Here is a 16,046-nt window from a genome sequence, read left to right as displayed (position 1 = left end):
CACGAGAGCGGCTGCGCCGCCCGTCCGGAACCTCGCGATGAGGGGCGCGGACGCCCCTCAGTAAACCCGCTTCTTCGGTTCGATATACTGGATGTCGTTCGACAGCGTGTAGGTGTGGACTGGACGGTCGTCCAGCCGCACCTGCCCGCTCGCCGTGTCGAGATAGGCGAGGGTGTGCTTCATCCAATTGTGGTCGTCGCGGTCCGGGAAATCCTCGCGCGCATGGGCGCCGCGGCTTTCCTGGCGGTTGGCGGCGCTTTCCATGGTGACGACCGCCTGGGAGATCAGGTTGTCGTATTCCAGGGTTTCCACCAGGTCCGAATTCCACACCAGCGACCGGTCGGTCACGCCAATGTCCGACGTCGCGTTGAACACGTCGTGGATCAGCTTGCTGCCTTCGGCGAGAATCTCGCCAGTGCGGAACACCGCGCAATTGTTCTGCATCACCCGCTGCATGCGGCCGCGCAGCTCGGCGGTGGCGGTTGAGCCCTTGGCGTTGCGGAAATGATCGAGGCGGGAGAGCGCGAGGTCGGCGCTGTCCGCCGGCAGCTCGCGCTGCTTCTCGCCGGGACGCACGGTCTCCGCCGCGCGCAGGGCGGCGGCGCGGCCGAACACCACCAAGTCGATCAGCGAGTTCGAGCCGAGGCGGTTGGCGCCGTGCACGGAGACGCAGGCCGCTTCGCCGATGGCCATCAGGCCGGGCACCACGGTATCGGGGTCGCCATTGGCCTTGTTCAGCACTTCGCCATGATAGTTCGTGGGAATGCCGCCCATGTTGTAATGCACGGTCGGGATGATCGGGATCGGCTCGCGCGTCAGGTCCACGCCGGCGAAGATCTTGGCGCTTTCCGAAATGCCGGGCAGGCGCTCGTGCAGGATCGCCGGGTCGAGATGGTCGAGATGCAGGAAGGCGTGGTCCTTGTTCTTGCCGACGCCGCGTCCCTCGCGGATCTCCATGGTGATGGAGCGGGACACCACGTCGCGCGAGGCAAGGTCCTTCGCGGAGGGGGCATAGCGCTCCATGAAGCGCTCGCCCTCGGAATTGGTGAGATAGCCGCCTTCGCCGCGCGCGCCCTCGGTGATCAGGCAGCCCGAGCCATAGATGCCGGTCGGGTGGAACTGCACGAATTCCATGTCCTGCAAGGGCAGGCCGGCGCGCAGCACCATGGCGTTGCCGTCGCCGGTGCAGGTGTGGGCGGAGGTGGCGGAGAAATAGGCGCGGCCATAGCCGCCGGTGGCGAGCACCGTGGTCTGGGCGCGGAAGCGGTGGATGGTGCCGTCATCGAGCTTCAGGGCGACCACGCCGCAGCAGCGGCCGTCCTCGTCCATGATCAGGTCGATGGCGAAGAATTCGATGAAGAATTCCGCCTTGTGCTTCAGCGCCGCGCCATAGAGCGTGTGCAACATGGCGTGGCCGGTGCGGTCGGCGGCGGCGCAGGTGCGCTGGGCGGTGCCCTTGCCGAAATGCGTGGTCATGCCGCCGAACGGGCGCTGGTAGATCTTGCCGTCCTCGGTGCGGGAGAAGGGCACGCCCCAATGCTCCAGCTCATAGACGGCGGCCGGCGCGTTGCGCACCAGATATTCGATGGCGTCCTGGTCGCCCAGCCAGTCCGACCCCTTGACGGTGTCGTACATGTGCCATTCCCAGCGGTCCTCTCCCATGTTGGAGAGCGAGGCGGCGACGCCGCCCTGGGCCGCCACGGTGTGGGAGCGGGTGGGGAACACCTTGGTGATGCAGGCGGTGCGCAGCCCGGCCTCGGAGCAGCCGACGACCGCCCGCAGGCCGGCGCCGCCGGCGCCCACGACGATCACGTCATAGGTGTGGTCTGTGATGGGATAGGCCGCGCCGTTGATGCCGGGGGCGGCTGAGCCGTTGGTTCCGTTGGTTTCGGCCATGTCAGCCTCCCAGGCTGATCTTGAGCACGGCGAACGCACCGGCGAGGCCGACCGCAACCGTGAAGAAGGTGTTGGCGATGATGCAGAGCACCTTCGCGCCTTCGTTATGGACATAATCCTCGATCACCACCTGCATGCCGATGCGCATGTGGGTGGTCACCGAGAGCAGGGTCAGCAGGATGATGACCGCGATCACCGGGCTGCCGAGCGCGGCGCGCACGGTGGCGTAGCTCTCGCCCGCGAGCGAGATCACGATGCAGATGAAGGCGATCGCCAGCAGCAGGTTGGCGAGGCCGGTCACCCGCTGGAGGAAGAAATGGTCCGTGCCCGAACGGGCGGAGCCGAGCCCGCGCACGCGGCCGAGCGGCGTGCGCATGGGGGAATGCGCCTTGGGACTGTGCATGATGCTGTCTCCTCAGCCCTTGACCGCAAGTCCGATCGCCCACACCACCAGGGTGAGGACGATGGAGCCCGCGAGCGTCGCCTTGGCGAGCAGCACGCGCTCCTTCGGGCCGAAGCCGATGATGAAATCCCACATGAAGTGGCGCACGCCGCCGAGCGCGTGGTGAATCAGCGCCCAGGTGAAGCCGAGCAGCACGAGCCGCCCGATCCAGGAGCCGGCCACGGCGGCGAAGGTGCCGTAGGCGTCGGGGGAGCCGGCAGCGGCCAGAAGCCACCAGACCAGCAGGACGGTGCCAAAATACAGCGCGCAACCGGTGATGCGGTGCACGATGGACATCACCATCGTGAAGAGCGGTCGGTAGATCTGTAGATGGGGAGAGAGCGGGCGCTCGATACGCAGCGGGCTGTCGGCCATGGGCCTCCTCCGAAAATCGAACGATCAGGTATCTCAATCGTTGGCAGTTCGCAACGATTCCAAAGGAGAGTATGCGCGCCTTTGCCGAAAATGACGCAGCGCAAATAATTCCTCGCGGCGATGATGGTGTCGGGCCGTTCGCGCGCCCGGGCACACCGATCCGCGCACGTCCCATTCGCGAGAATGAGGCGCAGCAGACAGAGCGCGATGCTAGTCCGGATCGCCCCGCGAACGCCAGAGCGTGGGAGCAAAAGAAGGCGCGGTGCGGCGCAAAAAAAATTGAGCGGGCCTAGGCCGGCGCCCGGCGCGCATCGCCCGGCGCGCGGAGTGGGCATAAAAGGAGCCGGGCATAAAAGGAGCCGGGCATAAAAAAAGCGCGGGACGAATCCCGCGCTCAGGTTCCTGGCTGTACGCCCCGGCCGACGGACGCGGCCGGCGGCGCGGCCGTCAGAAGCGGTAGGTTACGCCCGCGCCGATCAGCCAGGGATTGAGATTGGCGGTGCCGGTGAGCGGCAGGGCGCCGGGAGCGGTGGTGATGGTGAAGTCAGGTTCCAGGAACAGCTTCTTCACATCGAAGTTGATGCCCCAATGCCTGTCGATCATATAGTCGAAGCCGACCTGGACCGCCCAGCCGAGGGTGTTCTTCACGTCCAGCGTCGCCACATCCTTGGCGTCCTGGTTGAAGAACATGGTGTAGTTGATGCCTGCGCCCACATAGGGCTTGAACGCGCCGAAGTCGGTGAAATGATATTGCAGCATCAGGGTCGGCGGCAGCAGCCACACGCGACCGACATTGGTGCCGTTCAGCGAGCCCTGGCCATAGATATTGTGCGGGGTCACGCCGAGGATCAGTTCAGCCGCGATGTTCTTCGTGAAGAAATAGCTGATGTCCAGTTCCGGTACGACCGAGTCCGAATAGGACAAATCGGAGAAGGGGACATTGTTCACATGGCCGCTGTCGTTCGGCAGTACGGCCAGCGCCCGCAGGCGGATCATCCAGGGGCTCTGTTCGACCACCGGAGCAACCGGTGCCTTCACCGGTGTATAAAGGTCCGCCGCATTGGCGCCCGTGTTGACGGCCAGAGCCGCCAGACCTGCGAGGGCCGCGCGGCCCCAATTCCCCATACCCATCGTGAAAGCCCCTATTGAGAATCCGTGGGCAGAGGGTTGACCCTCAAGGCGGCCCGCGGATTTGAGGCAGATCAAAAATCCGTGTCCGTGGTCGGCGGCGCCATGTTTCCGTGACTTTTCAGCCACACTTGGGAAGGGTTCCATAATACCCCGATGTCGCATCGCGGGGCGCTGCGGGACTGAAAAATCACAGCGACGCCTGGAGCCGCGGCGTCCTTCGGTGTCTAAGGGGGCGGGGCACGGCATGGTGAAGCTGCGTCGCGCGCGAGGCGAGGCCGGGCGCGCGGGCGGCAGGGAACGAACGAATGCGGTGTGGTTGCGTGGCGCTGTGGCGGCTTTTGAGTCTTGCCCGGGTCTTGGTCCGGGTCTTGGGCCGGGTCTTGGGCGGGGTCTCAGGCGGGGTCTGGGGCTTGGTGTTTCTGGTGATGTGTGGCCTGCCCGCCTTGGCGCAGAATGCCGTGCGCGCGCGCAGCATCCAGGTGGGCGATGAGACGCGCACCTATCTGCTGTCGCAGCCGGCCGGCGCCCCCGGGCCGCGCCCCGCCATCATCGCGCTGCACGGGGCGGCGCAGACCTCCGAGAGCTTCAAGGGCTATTTCGGCCTGGAGCCCACCGCCGCGCGGGAGGGGCTGGTGGTGGCCTATCCGCAGGGCTTCGGCCGCGTGTGGGATGATTCGCGCCCGGCGGCCATGCGCCTGAAGGCGGCGCTGCGCCCCGGCGAGGATGTGCCGTTTCTGCTGGCGCTGGCGCAATCCCTGGTGGCCGAAGGCATCGCCGATCCCAACCGCATCTATCTCGTCGGCATTTCCAACGGCGGCTTCATGGTGGAGCGCATGGCCTGCGAGCATGCCGAGACCTTCGCCGCCTATGCGGTGATCATGGCCACCGCCCCGGCCAATGTCCGCGAGACCTGCCGGCCGGCGCGCGCGGTGCCGATCATGTTCATTCACGGCACGGCCGATCCGGTGATCGCCTGGGACGGCTTCTGGACCCCGCTCGGCGCCACCCTCTCGGCACCGGATAGCGCGGCGCTATTCGCCAAGGCCAATGGCTGCGGTGGCACGCAGGTGACTGAGCTGCCGGACCTTGCGCCGTACGACGGCACCCGCATTTCCGTGCGCCGCTGGGAGGGCTGCCGCGACAATGCGGAGGTGGCGCTTTATCGGGTGGAACGTGGTGGCCACCAGCCGCCGGCGCGGGTCGAGACCACGGGCGAACTGGCCCAGCCGTTCCTCGGCCTGCGCAGCCAGGACATGGATTCGGGCGAAGAGATCTGGGCCTTCTTCTCGCGCTTCTCCCTGGCCCCGCCGCCGGTTGCGGGTGCGCTCCCGGGCGGGCCGATCCCGGCGCCCGGCGCCCCGGCGATGCGTCCCGCCCCGGCGGCTGGAGGGGCGCGTGACGTTCCGCTGCCGATGCCCTCTCCGGTGCGGAACTCCCAGCCCGTCAAGCCGGCCGGCGGGCAATAGGGCCACGGGGATGGAGCATTTGCGGACATGAAAAAGGCCGGCGACGCCGGCCTTCCAGATCGGGGACCGGCTGGGCCGGTCGAGCGCTTGAGGGGACCGGGCGCGCCGGTCCCCGTTCGCGTCAGGGCGCGGTGCGCTCGGTGGCGAAGGCATTCGGCGCCGAATCCACCTTGGTCGCGGTGCGGGCGAAGATGCGCGCGCGCCAGGGCTTCAGGATGAAGATGGCCAGGAACGCCGCGGTGAGGTTCAGGCCCACCGAGATGGCGAACACCATGGACCAGCCGTAGGCGGCGGCGACGATGCTGGCCGCCGGCACCATGAGCGCTGCGGTGCCCTTCGCGGTGTAGAGCATGCCCGCATTGGTGGACGCGAACTTGGAGCCGAACGTGTCGCCGCAGGTGGCGGGGAACAGCGAGTAGATCTCGCCGAACACGCCGAAGAACAGCGCCGAGAAGATCACGAACACATACGGATTGTGGCCGTTATAGACCAGCATCAGCAGCGAGCCGGCAGCGATCGTGAAGGCGATGAACATGGTGTTCTCACGGCCGATGCGGTCCGACACCCAGCCGAAGAATGGACGCCCGAAGCCATCCAGGATGCGGTCGAGCGAGATGGCGAAGGTCAGCGCCGCCATGGTGACGCCGAACAGGCTCACCGGCACGTCGGCGACCTTGAAGTCGTGGGCGATGGGGCCGATCTGCGCCGCCGCCATCAGGCCGCCGGCGGCGACCATCACGAACATGGCGTAGAGCAGCCAGAAGATCGGGCGCCCCAGGGTCTCGCGCGGGGTGTATTCCACCGCGCTCTGGACCACCCGGCTCTTCTTCGGCGCGGGACCCATGGAGCCGTGCGGATGGCGCAGCAGGAACGACAGCACCAGCACCACGGCGCCCTGGCCGATGCCGAAATAGAAGAAGGCGGCCTGGTAGCCGCTGGCCTGGATCATGTGGGCGATCGGCGTGACGGTGAGGGCCGCGCCCGCGCCGAAGCCGGCGGCGGTGATGCCGGCGGCCAGTCCGCGATTGTGCGGGAACCATTTCAGCGCATTGCCGACGCAGGTGCCATACACCGAGCCGGCGCCGATGCCGGCCATAACCGCGCCCGAATAGAGCATCAGCAGGGAGTCGGCATAGGAATTCATCACCCAGGCGCCGGCGATCATGATGCCGCCGAAGGCCACCACGAGGCGCGGGCCGTAGCGATCCACGAACCAGGCTTCAACCGGCACCAGCCAGGTCTCGGTCAGCACGAAGATGGTGAAGGCGGTCTGGATGGCGGGGCGGCCCCAATGATGCTGGGCCTCGATCGGATCGACGAACAGCGTCCACCCGTATTGGAGATTGGCGATCATCGCCATGCAGATCACGCCGCAGGCGAGCTGAAACCAGCGCTGCACCGCGACTTTGGAGTGTTCGGCTTGAACCATGGCTATCCTCGTTCGTTTCCTTTTGGGCGGCCATTCTGGGTGGCCTTAGGAACCCATCCGCCCGCACTCTGGGGTTTGGAATTCACCCGCGCGGCGCGCGGTCATCGCTTGATCCTGTCCGACGCGACGTCCCGCCGATTCCGGCTTCCCTTGGCGTCGGTATTTGGCATGCCAGATACGCAGAAGCCGGAGCACAGCAGACGATGCGCCGTCTTGCAAGTCGTGCCGTTAGGAAATGTGTATTTAGATCAATAGCTTACCTAAGGTCCGCACGTTGCGGCATGCCCCAGGGTCTGCCCCAGCGGCACGGAGGCTCGCGAACCTTTCGCACAGCAGCATTTGCGGCCGCGCGCACGTCGCGGCCGCAGCGTCGGTGGGGCACGGACGGTCAGGAATTGCCCTAAGGGCACGGGAAAAACGACGACAGCTCTGTGACTTACCCATCTCGTGGGGGAATGTCGGCCGGTCGCATCGTTTTAGCTGCGCTGCACGCGCATGCGTGGTGCATTGCAACCATTTCCCTTAAGGGAGCCGGGCGGCGCTGTTCGGGGACACAATTGCGCGATCGGCGGCGTTGCGCCGCAGCTGCCCGGGCGCGAAACGGGGCCGATGTGGGGCGCGCACCTTGGGGAAGGGTGGGCGAACACGGTCAGTTCCGCGAACAAAGGCGAAACGTGACGCCACCAGAGATCTGTATATTCAGCGGTGTCCGGATCCGGGCAAGATGGCCGTGGACATAGTGTGGGATCCGCTACAAATGGCCTGACCGGCCGCATATGTCGTTGGATGCCTGTTTAATACCCGGCAAGGCGCATATTTTCGGCGTGTGGAAATTCACGGAATATTTTGTCCCAAGAATTTACATGTCCGTCTGTCGCGTCGTGCCAAGGAGCATAACGCCTGAGGTATCGATTATGAATGTGCGCATGATCCCACGGCGCCTCGCTGCGCTCAACGAGTTGTAGAACGATCAGCGAAAATACGGATTCTCCATGTATTTCTTTAAGAAGATCCGCTATCCGGAAACATGTCGATTTAAATTCAATCGGATCTTCATTTCCAATGCTCTTGTAAAAATACGCAGTAGTTTCACTGTCTTGCCTGGGTCGTAAGAATTTATCTATCAGATATTTTGATTTTTGCGCGTGCTCGTCGAGTTTTGACGCGAAATCAGGGTCTTCCTTAAATTTCTCTTCCCTTGAAAATGGCGAATGAAACTTATGGCCGTGGGAGGCGTCCAAGATCATGGAAAAATCATTACTAGACGATAGGTTTTCAGGTTTAAGTATATCGTTAAATCTGCCTCTGATTAAAGTCTCTAAAGACGCGACTGGCGTGACGTTCCAGCTGAAGAAGCTTGCGGAATCGCGGCCAAGAACACGGCGCATCTGAAATGCCCCTTCGCAATTGACCCCAAGAGAAACATATTCGCTATATTTTACAGTCATGAGGGCGATCCTCGCCGGTACTATGAATTTGAAAAAATACTATATGTTTCATGTAATAAACTGATGGAGATTGATATTCAGACGATTCATAGATCGAATCGGCTCCGGAAAAGCTGTGCGAAGACGCCCGGCAGGTCGGTTCGCATTGATCTGTGTTCATAGGTTTTGACGCGGGGGGTGAAAACCACATCTCACTCCAAGTTAACACATCGCGAGCCTGGGCCATAAAGCGCAAGGCGCAGCGGCGGGGTGTATGACGGGCGCAATGGCGCCGCACGGGATCACATCTACCGGACGGCCCGCCTCCGCCGCCGTCCGCTCGATATCCGGAAGGCGTTCAGCGGGGGATGAGGACCCAATAATCCAGGTCGAGGATCACGCTCGGGTCGTAATCCTCTCCGTCCTTCAGCGGGAACTCGGTGCAGGGATTATCCTTGGTGGCGATGGTGCGCACCCGCAGCGCGCCCACGTCGTCGCGGCCCGAGACCTCCGCCGTATCGAGAATCTCGCTCCAGGCGAACACGGTCAGACCCGCGAACAAGGGCGAGACGTGGCGCCCGCCATTGATCGCGGCCACGTGGAAGGCGTTGGCCAGCCCGTTGAAGGAGAGCGCGCGCGCGATCGAGATGACGTGCCCGCCATAGATCAGGCGGCGGCCGAAGCGGCCCTGGCCCTCGGTGAACTGGTTGAAATGCACCTTCGCCGTGTTCTGGTAGAGGCGGGTGGCGATCATATGCTCGGCCTCCTCCACGGTGGAGCCGTCCACATGGTCGATGCGCTCGCCGATTTCATAATCGGCGAAGCGATAGGGCGAGCCGGAGAGATCGTCGCGCCAGCCTTCCAGGTCCAGCGGCGGCACGGCATCGCCGAGCGCGTCGGGGGCAAGCGCCGCGGGCAGCAGGGGAATCAGCGTTTCCTGCGCCTGGGCGCGCGGGTCGCGCTTGCGCACCATCACCCAGCGCACATAGTCCAGCACCTCGACGCCGTCCTGGTTGAAGCCAGTGGAGCGCACATAAACGACGCCGCTCTGCCCGTTGGAATTCTCCCGCAGCCCGATCACTTCGGAGACCGCGTGCAGGGTGTCGCCGGGATAGACCGGGGCGAGGAACCGCCCGCCCGCATAGCCGAGGTTCGCCACCGCGTTCAGCGAGATGTCGGGCACGGTCTTGCCGAACACGATGTGGAACACCAGCAAATCATCCACCGGCGCGCGGGGATAGCCGAGGCCCTGGGCGAAGCTGTCGCCAGACTGCACGGCGAAGCGCGAGCCGTAGAGGGCGCTGTAGAGGCTGACATCGCCCACGCTCACCGTCCGCGGCGTCGCGTGGCGGATGATCTGGCCGATGGAAAAATCCTCGAAGAAATTGCCCGAATTGGTCTTGGACATGGAGCCCCCTGCGAACAGCGCCCTATGTTGCCCAGCGCGGGTTTGCCGCGCAACGGTCCCGGTGGTTTTCCAGGGCGATTTCTGGCCCCGTCCCGTCCTGCGCGGTGTTGGCGCTTGACGGCGCGGGCTTGCCCGGTCCTCATGCGCCCAGGCCAGCGAAGGGGGCGTTGCGTGTCGGGATCTACCAGCCAGAATCTGTCGTTCCAGGCCATGATTTTCGTGGCCTGCCTGTTCCCCTTCTATGTGCTCGCCGCCACGATGACCAATTCGGCGGCGGTGCTCACCGATCTTCTGGCCACCTCCTTCGACCTCACCTCGCTGACCGCCTGCTGGCTGGTGCTGCGGATCGCGCACAAGGGGAATGCCGGGCGCTATGCCTATGGCCTCGGCAAGCTGGAAAACCTGGCCGAGCTGATGATCGCGGTGCTTCAGGTGGTGCTGGTGATCATCGCCAGCTCGCGCGCCATCATGGGCGTGCTGCATCCCGAGCCGGTGAGCGGCGCCGGCCTCGGCCTCGCGGTCACCTTCGTCGCGGTGGTGGGCAATGCCTATCTCAATCGCAAGGCGGTGCGGCTGGCGCGCGAGACCAAGTCGCCGGTGCTGGCGGCCCAGGCGCGGGTGCATCTGGTCTCCGCCTGCTCCAGCGGCTCGGTGTTCATCGTCACCGTGATCACCTCGGCGTTCGACGAAATCGCCTGGGTGGCCTATCTCGACCCGGCGGCGTCCTTCGTCGTGATCGCCTTCATGGTCTATAATATCTTCGAGATGCTGACGAATTCGCTCGGCTCGCTGCTCGACCAGGCGATCGGCGAGGCGGGGCAGCTGCGCATCCTGAAGGCGCTCACCGCCCATTTCGACGATTTCGAGGAATTGGGCGACATCCGCACCCGCTCCCACGGCGGCAAGATGATGGTGGAACTGCATCTCGGCTTCGACCCCGCCTGGACGGTGGCCCAGGCGCGCGATGCGGTGGCCGAGCTGTCCGCTTCGGTGAAGGCGGAATTCGCCAAGGCGGGCGACGACGTGGACGTCGCCATCGTGCTGCTGCCGCCCACCGCCCGCACCTTCTCCGCCGCCATGGGTAGCGTGTAAGCCGGGCGGGCGCGGCGCCATCCGGCGCCGGCCCGATGGGGGAGCATGGCGGGGCCGGCTTCCCGAAGCGTGTCCCGAACGTTCGGGCGAACAGGCGCCTTCAACTGCCGAAAAGCCGTGGAGAAGCGTCACGAAACCCCTGTTCGTCCGCGCTAACCCATTGTTTCACGTGAAACATTTTGATGGGCGACGGCGCGGACCCGGGTTTTCCGCCACCCCTAATCCACGTCCTTGCCGTTCCAGCGCTTGGCCAGAGGCGAGGCGATGCCGAACAGATCGAGGGCGCGCGAGACGGTCTGGGTGACGATGTCATCCACCGAGGTCGGGCGGTGATAGAAGGCCGGAACCGGCGGCATGATGATCGCGCCGTTGCGCGTCGCCTGGGCCATCAGCTCGATATGGCCGGCATGGAGCGGGGTTTCGCGCAGCAGCAGCACCACCCGCCGCCGTTCCTTCAGGCACACGTCGGCGGCCCGCACCACCAGTTCCTCGTTGAAGCAATTGGCGATGCCGCTCAAGGTCTTGATGGAGCACGGCGCCACCAGCATGCCGTCGGTGACGAACGAGCCGGACGACAGGTTCGCGCCGATGTCCTTGGGATTGTGCACATAATCTGCGAGCGCCTTGACCTCGTCCACGGAGATGTCGGTCTCCGCGATCAGGGTGCGCACGCCCGAGGGGGTGAGGATGAGGTGGGTTTCCACATCTTCGATCTGGCGCAGAATCTGGAGCGCGCGCACCCCATAGATCGCGCCGGACGCGCCGGTGAGGGCAATGATCAGGCGGCGCATCAAAGGGTCTCGCTCGGAAGGCTTTGCGGGGCGGCGGGCGTTGCCGGGCTTAACTCCTGCGGGGCGAAGCAGGCGGAAACAATAAGCGCGATATCCGAGCGTTCCTGTCCATCGGCGGGGCGGCCGGTCGCAAGCGTGACCACCTCCAGCATCGCCGCGCGGGCCAGGGGCTCGGGCAAGGCGGGCGACGGCCCGGTGGCGAGGGCGCGGGCGAACGCGTCAAGCTCTTCAAGTTCAATGAGTTCCGCCCCGATCTCGATGCTCTGCACGGTGCCGCGCAAGGCCCCCGTCGCCCCGTTCGGGGCCGGGTAGGGCCCGGTCTTCAGGCGGCGGCGCACCGCGCGCAGCGGCAGCACGATGTCGCGATGCCACGCCTCGACCCGCTCCTGCGCGGCGGCGGCGGTCTCCGGCGAAAGCTCCCGCCGCAGGCTGGCGCCGAACCAGGCCGCGAACAGCAGCAGGTTCACATTCAGCGCCGTTTTCTCCTGCAATCTCAAGCACGCGGGCGCGACACCCGCGCGGCCATAGAGATCCAGCGCGAACGCCTTGAGGGACCGATCGTTCATCCGCATACCTTCAGCCGCCGCCCGGTGTGGTGGAGGCGACGTCGCGCACTGACCAGGAGGTGAAGCGCCGCTCCCACATATCGAACAAGGCATACATGCCAATGCCGAGGCCGCCCACCACAACCAGCGCCGCGAACACCAGCGGCATGTTGAAATTGGAGCTCGCCACCAGCATCACATTGCCTATCCCGGTATTTCCGCCAATGATTTCCGCGATCACCGAGCCGACGAAAGACAAGGTGATGGCGATCTTCAGCGAGGCGAAGAAATACGGCAGCGACCGGGGAATGCCGATCTTCACGATCATGTCCCGCCGCGATCCGCCGAGCGAGCGCATCAGCTCGGTCAACTCCGGCTCGATGGTGGAGAACGCAAGTGCCACGTTCGCCACCACCGGAAAGAACGACAGCATGAAGGCGGTGATCACCGCCGGCACGAACCCGAGCCCGAACCACACCACGAGGATCGGCACCAGCGCCGCCTTGGGCACGCTGTTGAAGGCGACGATCACCGGATAGACCGCGCAATAGGCGAGGCGCGAGGACCCGACGATGATCCCCAGCGCGAGCCCGAACACCACCGCGATGCCAAAGCCGATCACCGTCGTCGTCAGGGTCGACAGGCCGTTGGTCATGAGCGGATAGCGATATTGGTAGAGCGCCTTGATGGTCTCGCCGGGGGTGGGAAGGATATAGGCCTTCACGTCGAACACCACGATCACCAGCCACCAGAGCAGCACCAGGACGAGGGTCGTCACCCATGGGGCGATTCGTTCGAGAGTCTTGGAGCTCATGGGGTTTTCCCCTCGCTGATGGCCTGGCGCAGCCCGTGGACGATCTCCACGAACCCCGGTTCGAATGTGGTTTCGAGCGTGCGGGGCCGCGCGATCTCCACGCTGCGGTTCTTGATCAGCCGGCCCGGCCGGGAGGACATCACGTGCACCGTCTGCGCCAGATAGACCGCCTCGCGCAGTTCGTGCGTCACCAGCACGATGGTGCATTTGCGGAACAGCCACAGATCCTGGAGCACCGACCAGAGGTCTTCCCGCGTGAAGGTATCGAGCGCCGCGAACGGCTCGTCGAGCAGCAGGATCGAGGGCTCGTGGATCAGCGCGCGGCACAATTGGGCGCGCTGCTGCATGCCGCCCGAAAGCTGCCAGGGCATGCGGTCGGCGAACCCCGTGAGGCCCACCTTCTCCAGCAGGGCATCCACCTTGGCGCGGTTCTTTTCGCGATCCTGCCGGAGCGTGCGCCGGTGCGGCTCGACGATTTCCAGCGGCAGCATGATGTTGTCGCGGATGGTGCGCCACGGCAGCAAGGTGGCGTTCTGGAACGCCATCCCCACGGTCTTGAGCGGTTCGGTGACCTCGCGCCCGGAGACGCGCACCTGCCCCGCGCTCGGCTTCACGAGACCGGCGATCAGCTTGAGCAAGGTGGACTTGCCACACCCGCTCGGCCCCACGAGGGCAACGAATTCGCCGAGTTCGATATCGAGGCTGGCACCGGAAACCGCCAGGGTTCCGGAGGCCGAAGACCCGTACCTGAGATCGACGTTCCTGATTTCAATAAAGCTCATCTAACTTCGACCTTCGACCGCCGCGCCCGCACGCCTAACCTTGGATCTTCACCCCGGCACCTTCGAGGATGGCCCGGGCCCGGGCCCGGTCGGCCTCCGAAATCACGAGCCGCTCTGCAAAATCGCGGCCGGACGGCCGGGTCGCGTCGATGCCCATCTTGGTCAGGGTGAAATTCTCGGGATCGGAACTCGGATCCAGGATCGCGCCCTTGGCACCGGGGATGAAGAAAATATCCTTCTCCGCCCGCACGCGGGTAGCAATGGCCCAGAAGACATCGTTCATGTCGAAGATATCGACGTCGTCATCCACCACGATGACATATTTCGTGTAGAGTTCGGTGCCGAGCGTGGCCATGATGGCCATCTGTGCTTCGCCCTCCGCGGTCTTCTTCATGGAAATGATCGCGAGGAAGGCGCCGCAGGTGGAATGCGGCACATGCACCGCCTGCACGTTCGGCAGATTGCGCTTGAGGGCGTTGAGGATCTCGCCTTCCCGCGTCACGCAGGAAATCAGGATGTGATCCTTCGCCATGCCGGACGTCACGCTATGGAACATGGCGTCGCGGCGCATGCGAATACGATGCGCGACGAAGACGTTCTGCGTCGAGCGATAGGAGGCATAGCCGGTGAACTCGCCGAACGGCCCCTCCGGCTCGTGAACATTGGCGAGGATCTCGCCTTCAATGATCATTTCCGCGCCGGCCGGCACCTCGAGATCTGCGACCCCGCAGCGCGCGAGGCGATAGGGTTCGCCGAACAGGCCGCCAATGATCTCGAACTTCCGCACCTGGGGCGGATAGGCATAGGTCATCGAGCCCATATAGTGCAGCGGGTGAATGCCGATCGTGATGGCGACCGGAAGATTCTGCCCCATTTCTTCCGCGCGGCGATGGAATTCATACATGCGGCGGCGCGAATGCAGGGAAACGCCGAGCCGGTTCTTGCCGCGCAGCATCAGGCGATGGAAGCCGGTGGTGTCGATCCCGGTCTTGGGATCCCGCGCCGTGAGCTGGCCCGCCGTGATATAGGGCGCCGCATCCACCGAGAATTGCAGCGGAATCGGCAGCTTGGTGAGGTCGATGTCGTCGCCCTCGATGACCACTTCGTTCCAGGGCGCGTTATCGACAATTTCGCAGGGGAGATAATTCTGGCACCGCTCGCGGAACGCCATCGGTAGTTCAGAGGCCGAAACGCCAAGGCAGGCGGCAAGCAGATTTCGGTTCGCGGCAATATTCGTGACGCAGGGCATGCCCTTGCCGCCCAAATCCTCGAACACCACCACCGGGCTGCGGCCCGCGCGCTCAAGCTCGAACACGACCGCCGTGGATTCCAGGTCGATATCGACACGGTCCTTGATCCGCAGGATTTCTTCCGGGAATTGCGTTTCCACCATGTTCAGGAAGCCACGAAGGCCCTGCTTGTCCAAAATATCCAAGCTCTGCACAGAACAACCCTTTCGTGGCGGAATATTCGTTTTCTTAAATCGACTCTTCGGCGCGTGTTCGGACCAGTCTCGCGCGACGTCTTCGAAGTCAGCGGTACATCGTCAGCGGCACATGGATGGAATGCGGCGTCGTTCCTCTTGAGGCGGGCGCGTCGGTCTGATCGAAAACGCGGAAAAGCGAGCGCGTCGCGCGCCGTCGCAGATAGTCAGCTGGCTGACGATTTCGAAGATGACACGTCGGCCCCACTTCGTCCTCATCATTTCATCAGTGTGCTGACGAACTTGGCGCGCGTCAATGCGTTTTTTTAGGCGAAACCTGCCTACAAAGTGCGCAGAAGCGCGCGTCCCTCGTCATTGTTGGATTCCACTAGCAAAGTCAGCTGACGGATGAATTGCGCCCGCTCTTCCGTGGGCAGCGGCGCGATCAAGCGGCTGTGCGCCTTCTCAAGCGCGGCCTGCATCTCGCCGACCATGATTTCGCCCTGCTCGGTGAGGAAGGCGCGGCGGATGCGTCGGTCGTCCTCGGTCGCCTCGCGCTTGATGAGACCGCGTTTTTCCAGCCGGGCCAGCACGTTCGATGTGGTGGTCCGGTCCACCCCGATTTCCGCCGCGAGCGTTGCCTGGTCGAGGCCGGGCTGAATCAGCAGCACCTGCATCACGCTCGATTGAACCGGCGTGGTGCCGAACCGCTCGCATTCCTGGAGATACATCGCGACATAGATCTGATGCAGCCGCCGGATCAAGAAGCCGGGCCGTTTGAAGAGCCCTTCGGCCATCCGCTTTGCACGTTCCGACACGCTTTCCCGCCTCGTTGGCTGCACATGCCGGAGCATGCCGCGAATCCGCAGTCCCAGATGAGCCTCGAAGGGAACCACCTTCCCCGGCCAAAATCCAGCGGCGCGCGCCGCCCGTGGGGAAACGCAACGTAAGAAAGGGTGAAGCCGCGCGGGCGTGCCCACGCTTGGAGCATCCGACGCGGGAGGGTACACTTAAGGCGTCTATTG

Annotated in this window: 15 protein-coding genes; 2 read left to right on the top strand and 13 right to left on the bottom strand. The window is 64.4% G+C overall.

Annotated features, from left to right (window positions below; genetic code table 11):
* Positions 1-57: 57 nt before the first annotated feature.
* The 4 genes from sdhA to V5G24_RS20295 all read right to left on the bottom strand — a co-directional run bounded on the left by sdhA (position 58) and on the right by V5G24_RS20295 (position 3,844).
* Positions 58-1,896 (bottom strand): succinate dehydrogenase flavoprotein subunit, encoded by a 1,839-nt coding sequence (gene sdhA / locus V5G24_RS20310; protein WP_394084870.1) that lies wholly within the window; start codon positions 1,894-1,896, stop codon positions 58-60.
* Position 1,897: 1 nt separating this feature from the next.
* Positions 1,898-2,299 (bottom strand): succinate dehydrogenase, hydrophobic membrane anchor protein, encoded by a 402-nt coding sequence (sdhD, locus tag V5G24_RS20305; protein ID WP_394084871.1) that lies wholly within the window; start codon positions 2,297-2,299, stop codon positions 1,898-1,900.
* Positions 2,300-2,311: 12 nt separating this feature from the next.
* Entirely contained in the window at positions 2,312-2,713 is a 402-nt protein-coding gene (sdhC, locus tag V5G24_RS20300; RefSeq protein WP_348846854.1) for a succinate dehydrogenase, cytochrome b556 subunit, read from the bottom strand.
* Positions 2,714-3,160: 447 nt separating this feature from the next.
* Positions 3,161-3,844: an OmpW/AlkL family protein gene (locus V5G24_RS20295; RefSeq protein WP_394084872.1), complete on the bottom strand. Its 684-nt coding sequence runs from the start codon at positions 3,842-3,844 to the stop codon at positions 3,161-3,163.
* A 425-nt stretch (positions 3,845-4,269) separates the two neighbouring features.
* On the opposite strand from V5G24_RS20295, the gene V5G24_RS20290 reads away from it, so the two are divergent.
* Positions 4,270-5,310, top strand: a complete 1,041-nt coding sequence (locus V5G24_RS20290) for a prolyl oligopeptidase family serine peptidase (protein ID WP_509292263.1) — start codon at positions 4,270-4,272, stop codon at positions 5,308-5,310.
* 121 nt (positions 5,311-5,431) lie between these two features.
* On the opposite strand, the gene oxlT is transcribed toward V5G24_RS20290, so the two are convergent.
* The 3 genes from oxlT to V5G24_RS20275 form a co-directional block, all read right to left on the bottom strand.
* Positions 5,432-6,739 carry an oxalate/formate MFS antiporter gene (gene oxlT, locus V5G24_RS20285; RefSeq protein ID WP_394084874.1) on the bottom strand — a complete coding sequence of 436 codons (1,308 nt, stop codon included), beginning with the start codon at positions 6,737-6,739 and terminating at the stop codon, positions 5,432-5,434.
* 794 nt (positions 6,740-7,533) lie between these two features.
* Positions 7,534-8,187 carry a DUF1796 family putative cysteine peptidase gene (locus V5G24_RS20280; RefSeq protein ID WP_394084875.1) on the bottom strand — a complete coding sequence of 218 codons (654 nt, stop codon included), beginning with the start codon at positions 8,185-8,187 and terminating at the stop codon, positions 7,534-7,536.
* 337 nt (positions 8,188-8,524) lie between these two features.
* Positions 8,525-9,574: a MaoC family dehydratase gene (locus V5G24_RS20275; RefSeq protein ID WP_394084876.1), complete on the bottom strand. Its 1,050-nt coding sequence runs from the start codon at positions 9,572-9,574 to the stop codon at positions 8,525-8,527.
* Positions 9,575-9,745: 171 nt separating this feature from the next.
* Here V5G24_RS20275 and V5G24_RS20270 point away from each other — a divergent pair, with 171 nt between their 5' ends.
* The gene (locus V5G24_RS20270; RefSeq protein ID WP_394084877.1) at positions 9,746-10,666 is read left to right on the top strand and encodes a cation diffusion facilitator family transporter; all 921 of its coding nucleotides are present in this window, start codon (positions 9,746-9,748) and stop codon (positions 10,664-10,666) included.
* A gap of 218 nt (positions 10,667-10,884) precedes the next feature.
* On the opposite strand, the gene V5G24_RS20265 is transcribed toward V5G24_RS20270, so the two are convergent.
* The 6 genes from V5G24_RS20265 to V5G24_RS20240 all read right to left on the bottom strand — a co-directional run bounded on the left by V5G24_RS20265 (position 10,885) and on the right by V5G24_RS20240 (position 16,001).
* Entirely contained in the window at positions 10,885-11,457 is a 573-nt protein-coding gene (locus V5G24_RS20265) for a UbiX family flavin prenyltransferase (protein WP_394084878.1), read from the bottom strand.
* A complete protein-coding gene (locus V5G24_RS20260; RefSeq protein ID WP_394084879.1) occupies positions 11,457-12,023 on the bottom strand; it encodes a TIGR02444 family protein in 567 nt (188 codons plus the stop codon). The genes V5G24_RS20265 and V5G24_RS20260 overlap by 1 nt, the downstream gene beginning before the upstream one ends.
* 10 nt (positions 12,024-12,033) lie before the next feature.
* Positions 12,034-12,816, bottom strand: coding sequence for an ABC transporter permease (locus V5G24_RS20255; RefSeq protein ID WP_394084880.1), 783 nt, complete (start codon positions 12,814-12,816; stop codon positions 12,034-12,036).
* Positions 12,813-13,598 (bottom strand): ABC transporter ATP-binding protein, encoded by a 786-nt coding sequence (locus V5G24_RS20250; protein WP_394084881.1) that lies wholly within the window; start codon positions 13,596-13,598, stop codon positions 12,813-12,815. Before V5G24_RS20250 ends, V5G24_RS20255 begins: the two co-directional genes overlap by 4 nt.
* A gap of 34 nt (positions 13,599-13,632) precedes the next feature.
* On the bottom strand, positions 13,633-15,042 hold the full coding sequence (locus tag V5G24_RS20245) for a UbiD family decarboxylase (protein WP_509292262.1): 1,410 nt from the start codon (positions 15,040-15,042) through the stop codon (positions 13,633-13,635).
* A 320-nt stretch (positions 15,043-15,362) separates the two neighbouring features.
* A complete protein-coding gene (locus tag V5G24_RS20240; protein WP_394084883.1) occupies positions 15,363-16,001 on the bottom strand; it encodes a MarR family winged helix-turn-helix transcriptional regulator in 639 nt (212 codons plus the stop codon).
* Positions 16,002-16,046: the final 45 nt, after the last annotated feature.

Source organism: Roseixanthobacter finlandensis, from assembly GCF_043195105.2.
Taxonomy (GTDB): Bacteria; Pseudomonadota; Alphaproteobacteria; order Rhizobiales; family Xanthobacteraceae; genus NCEH01.
This window is presented reverse-complemented; position numbering and strand designations above follow the sequence as displayed.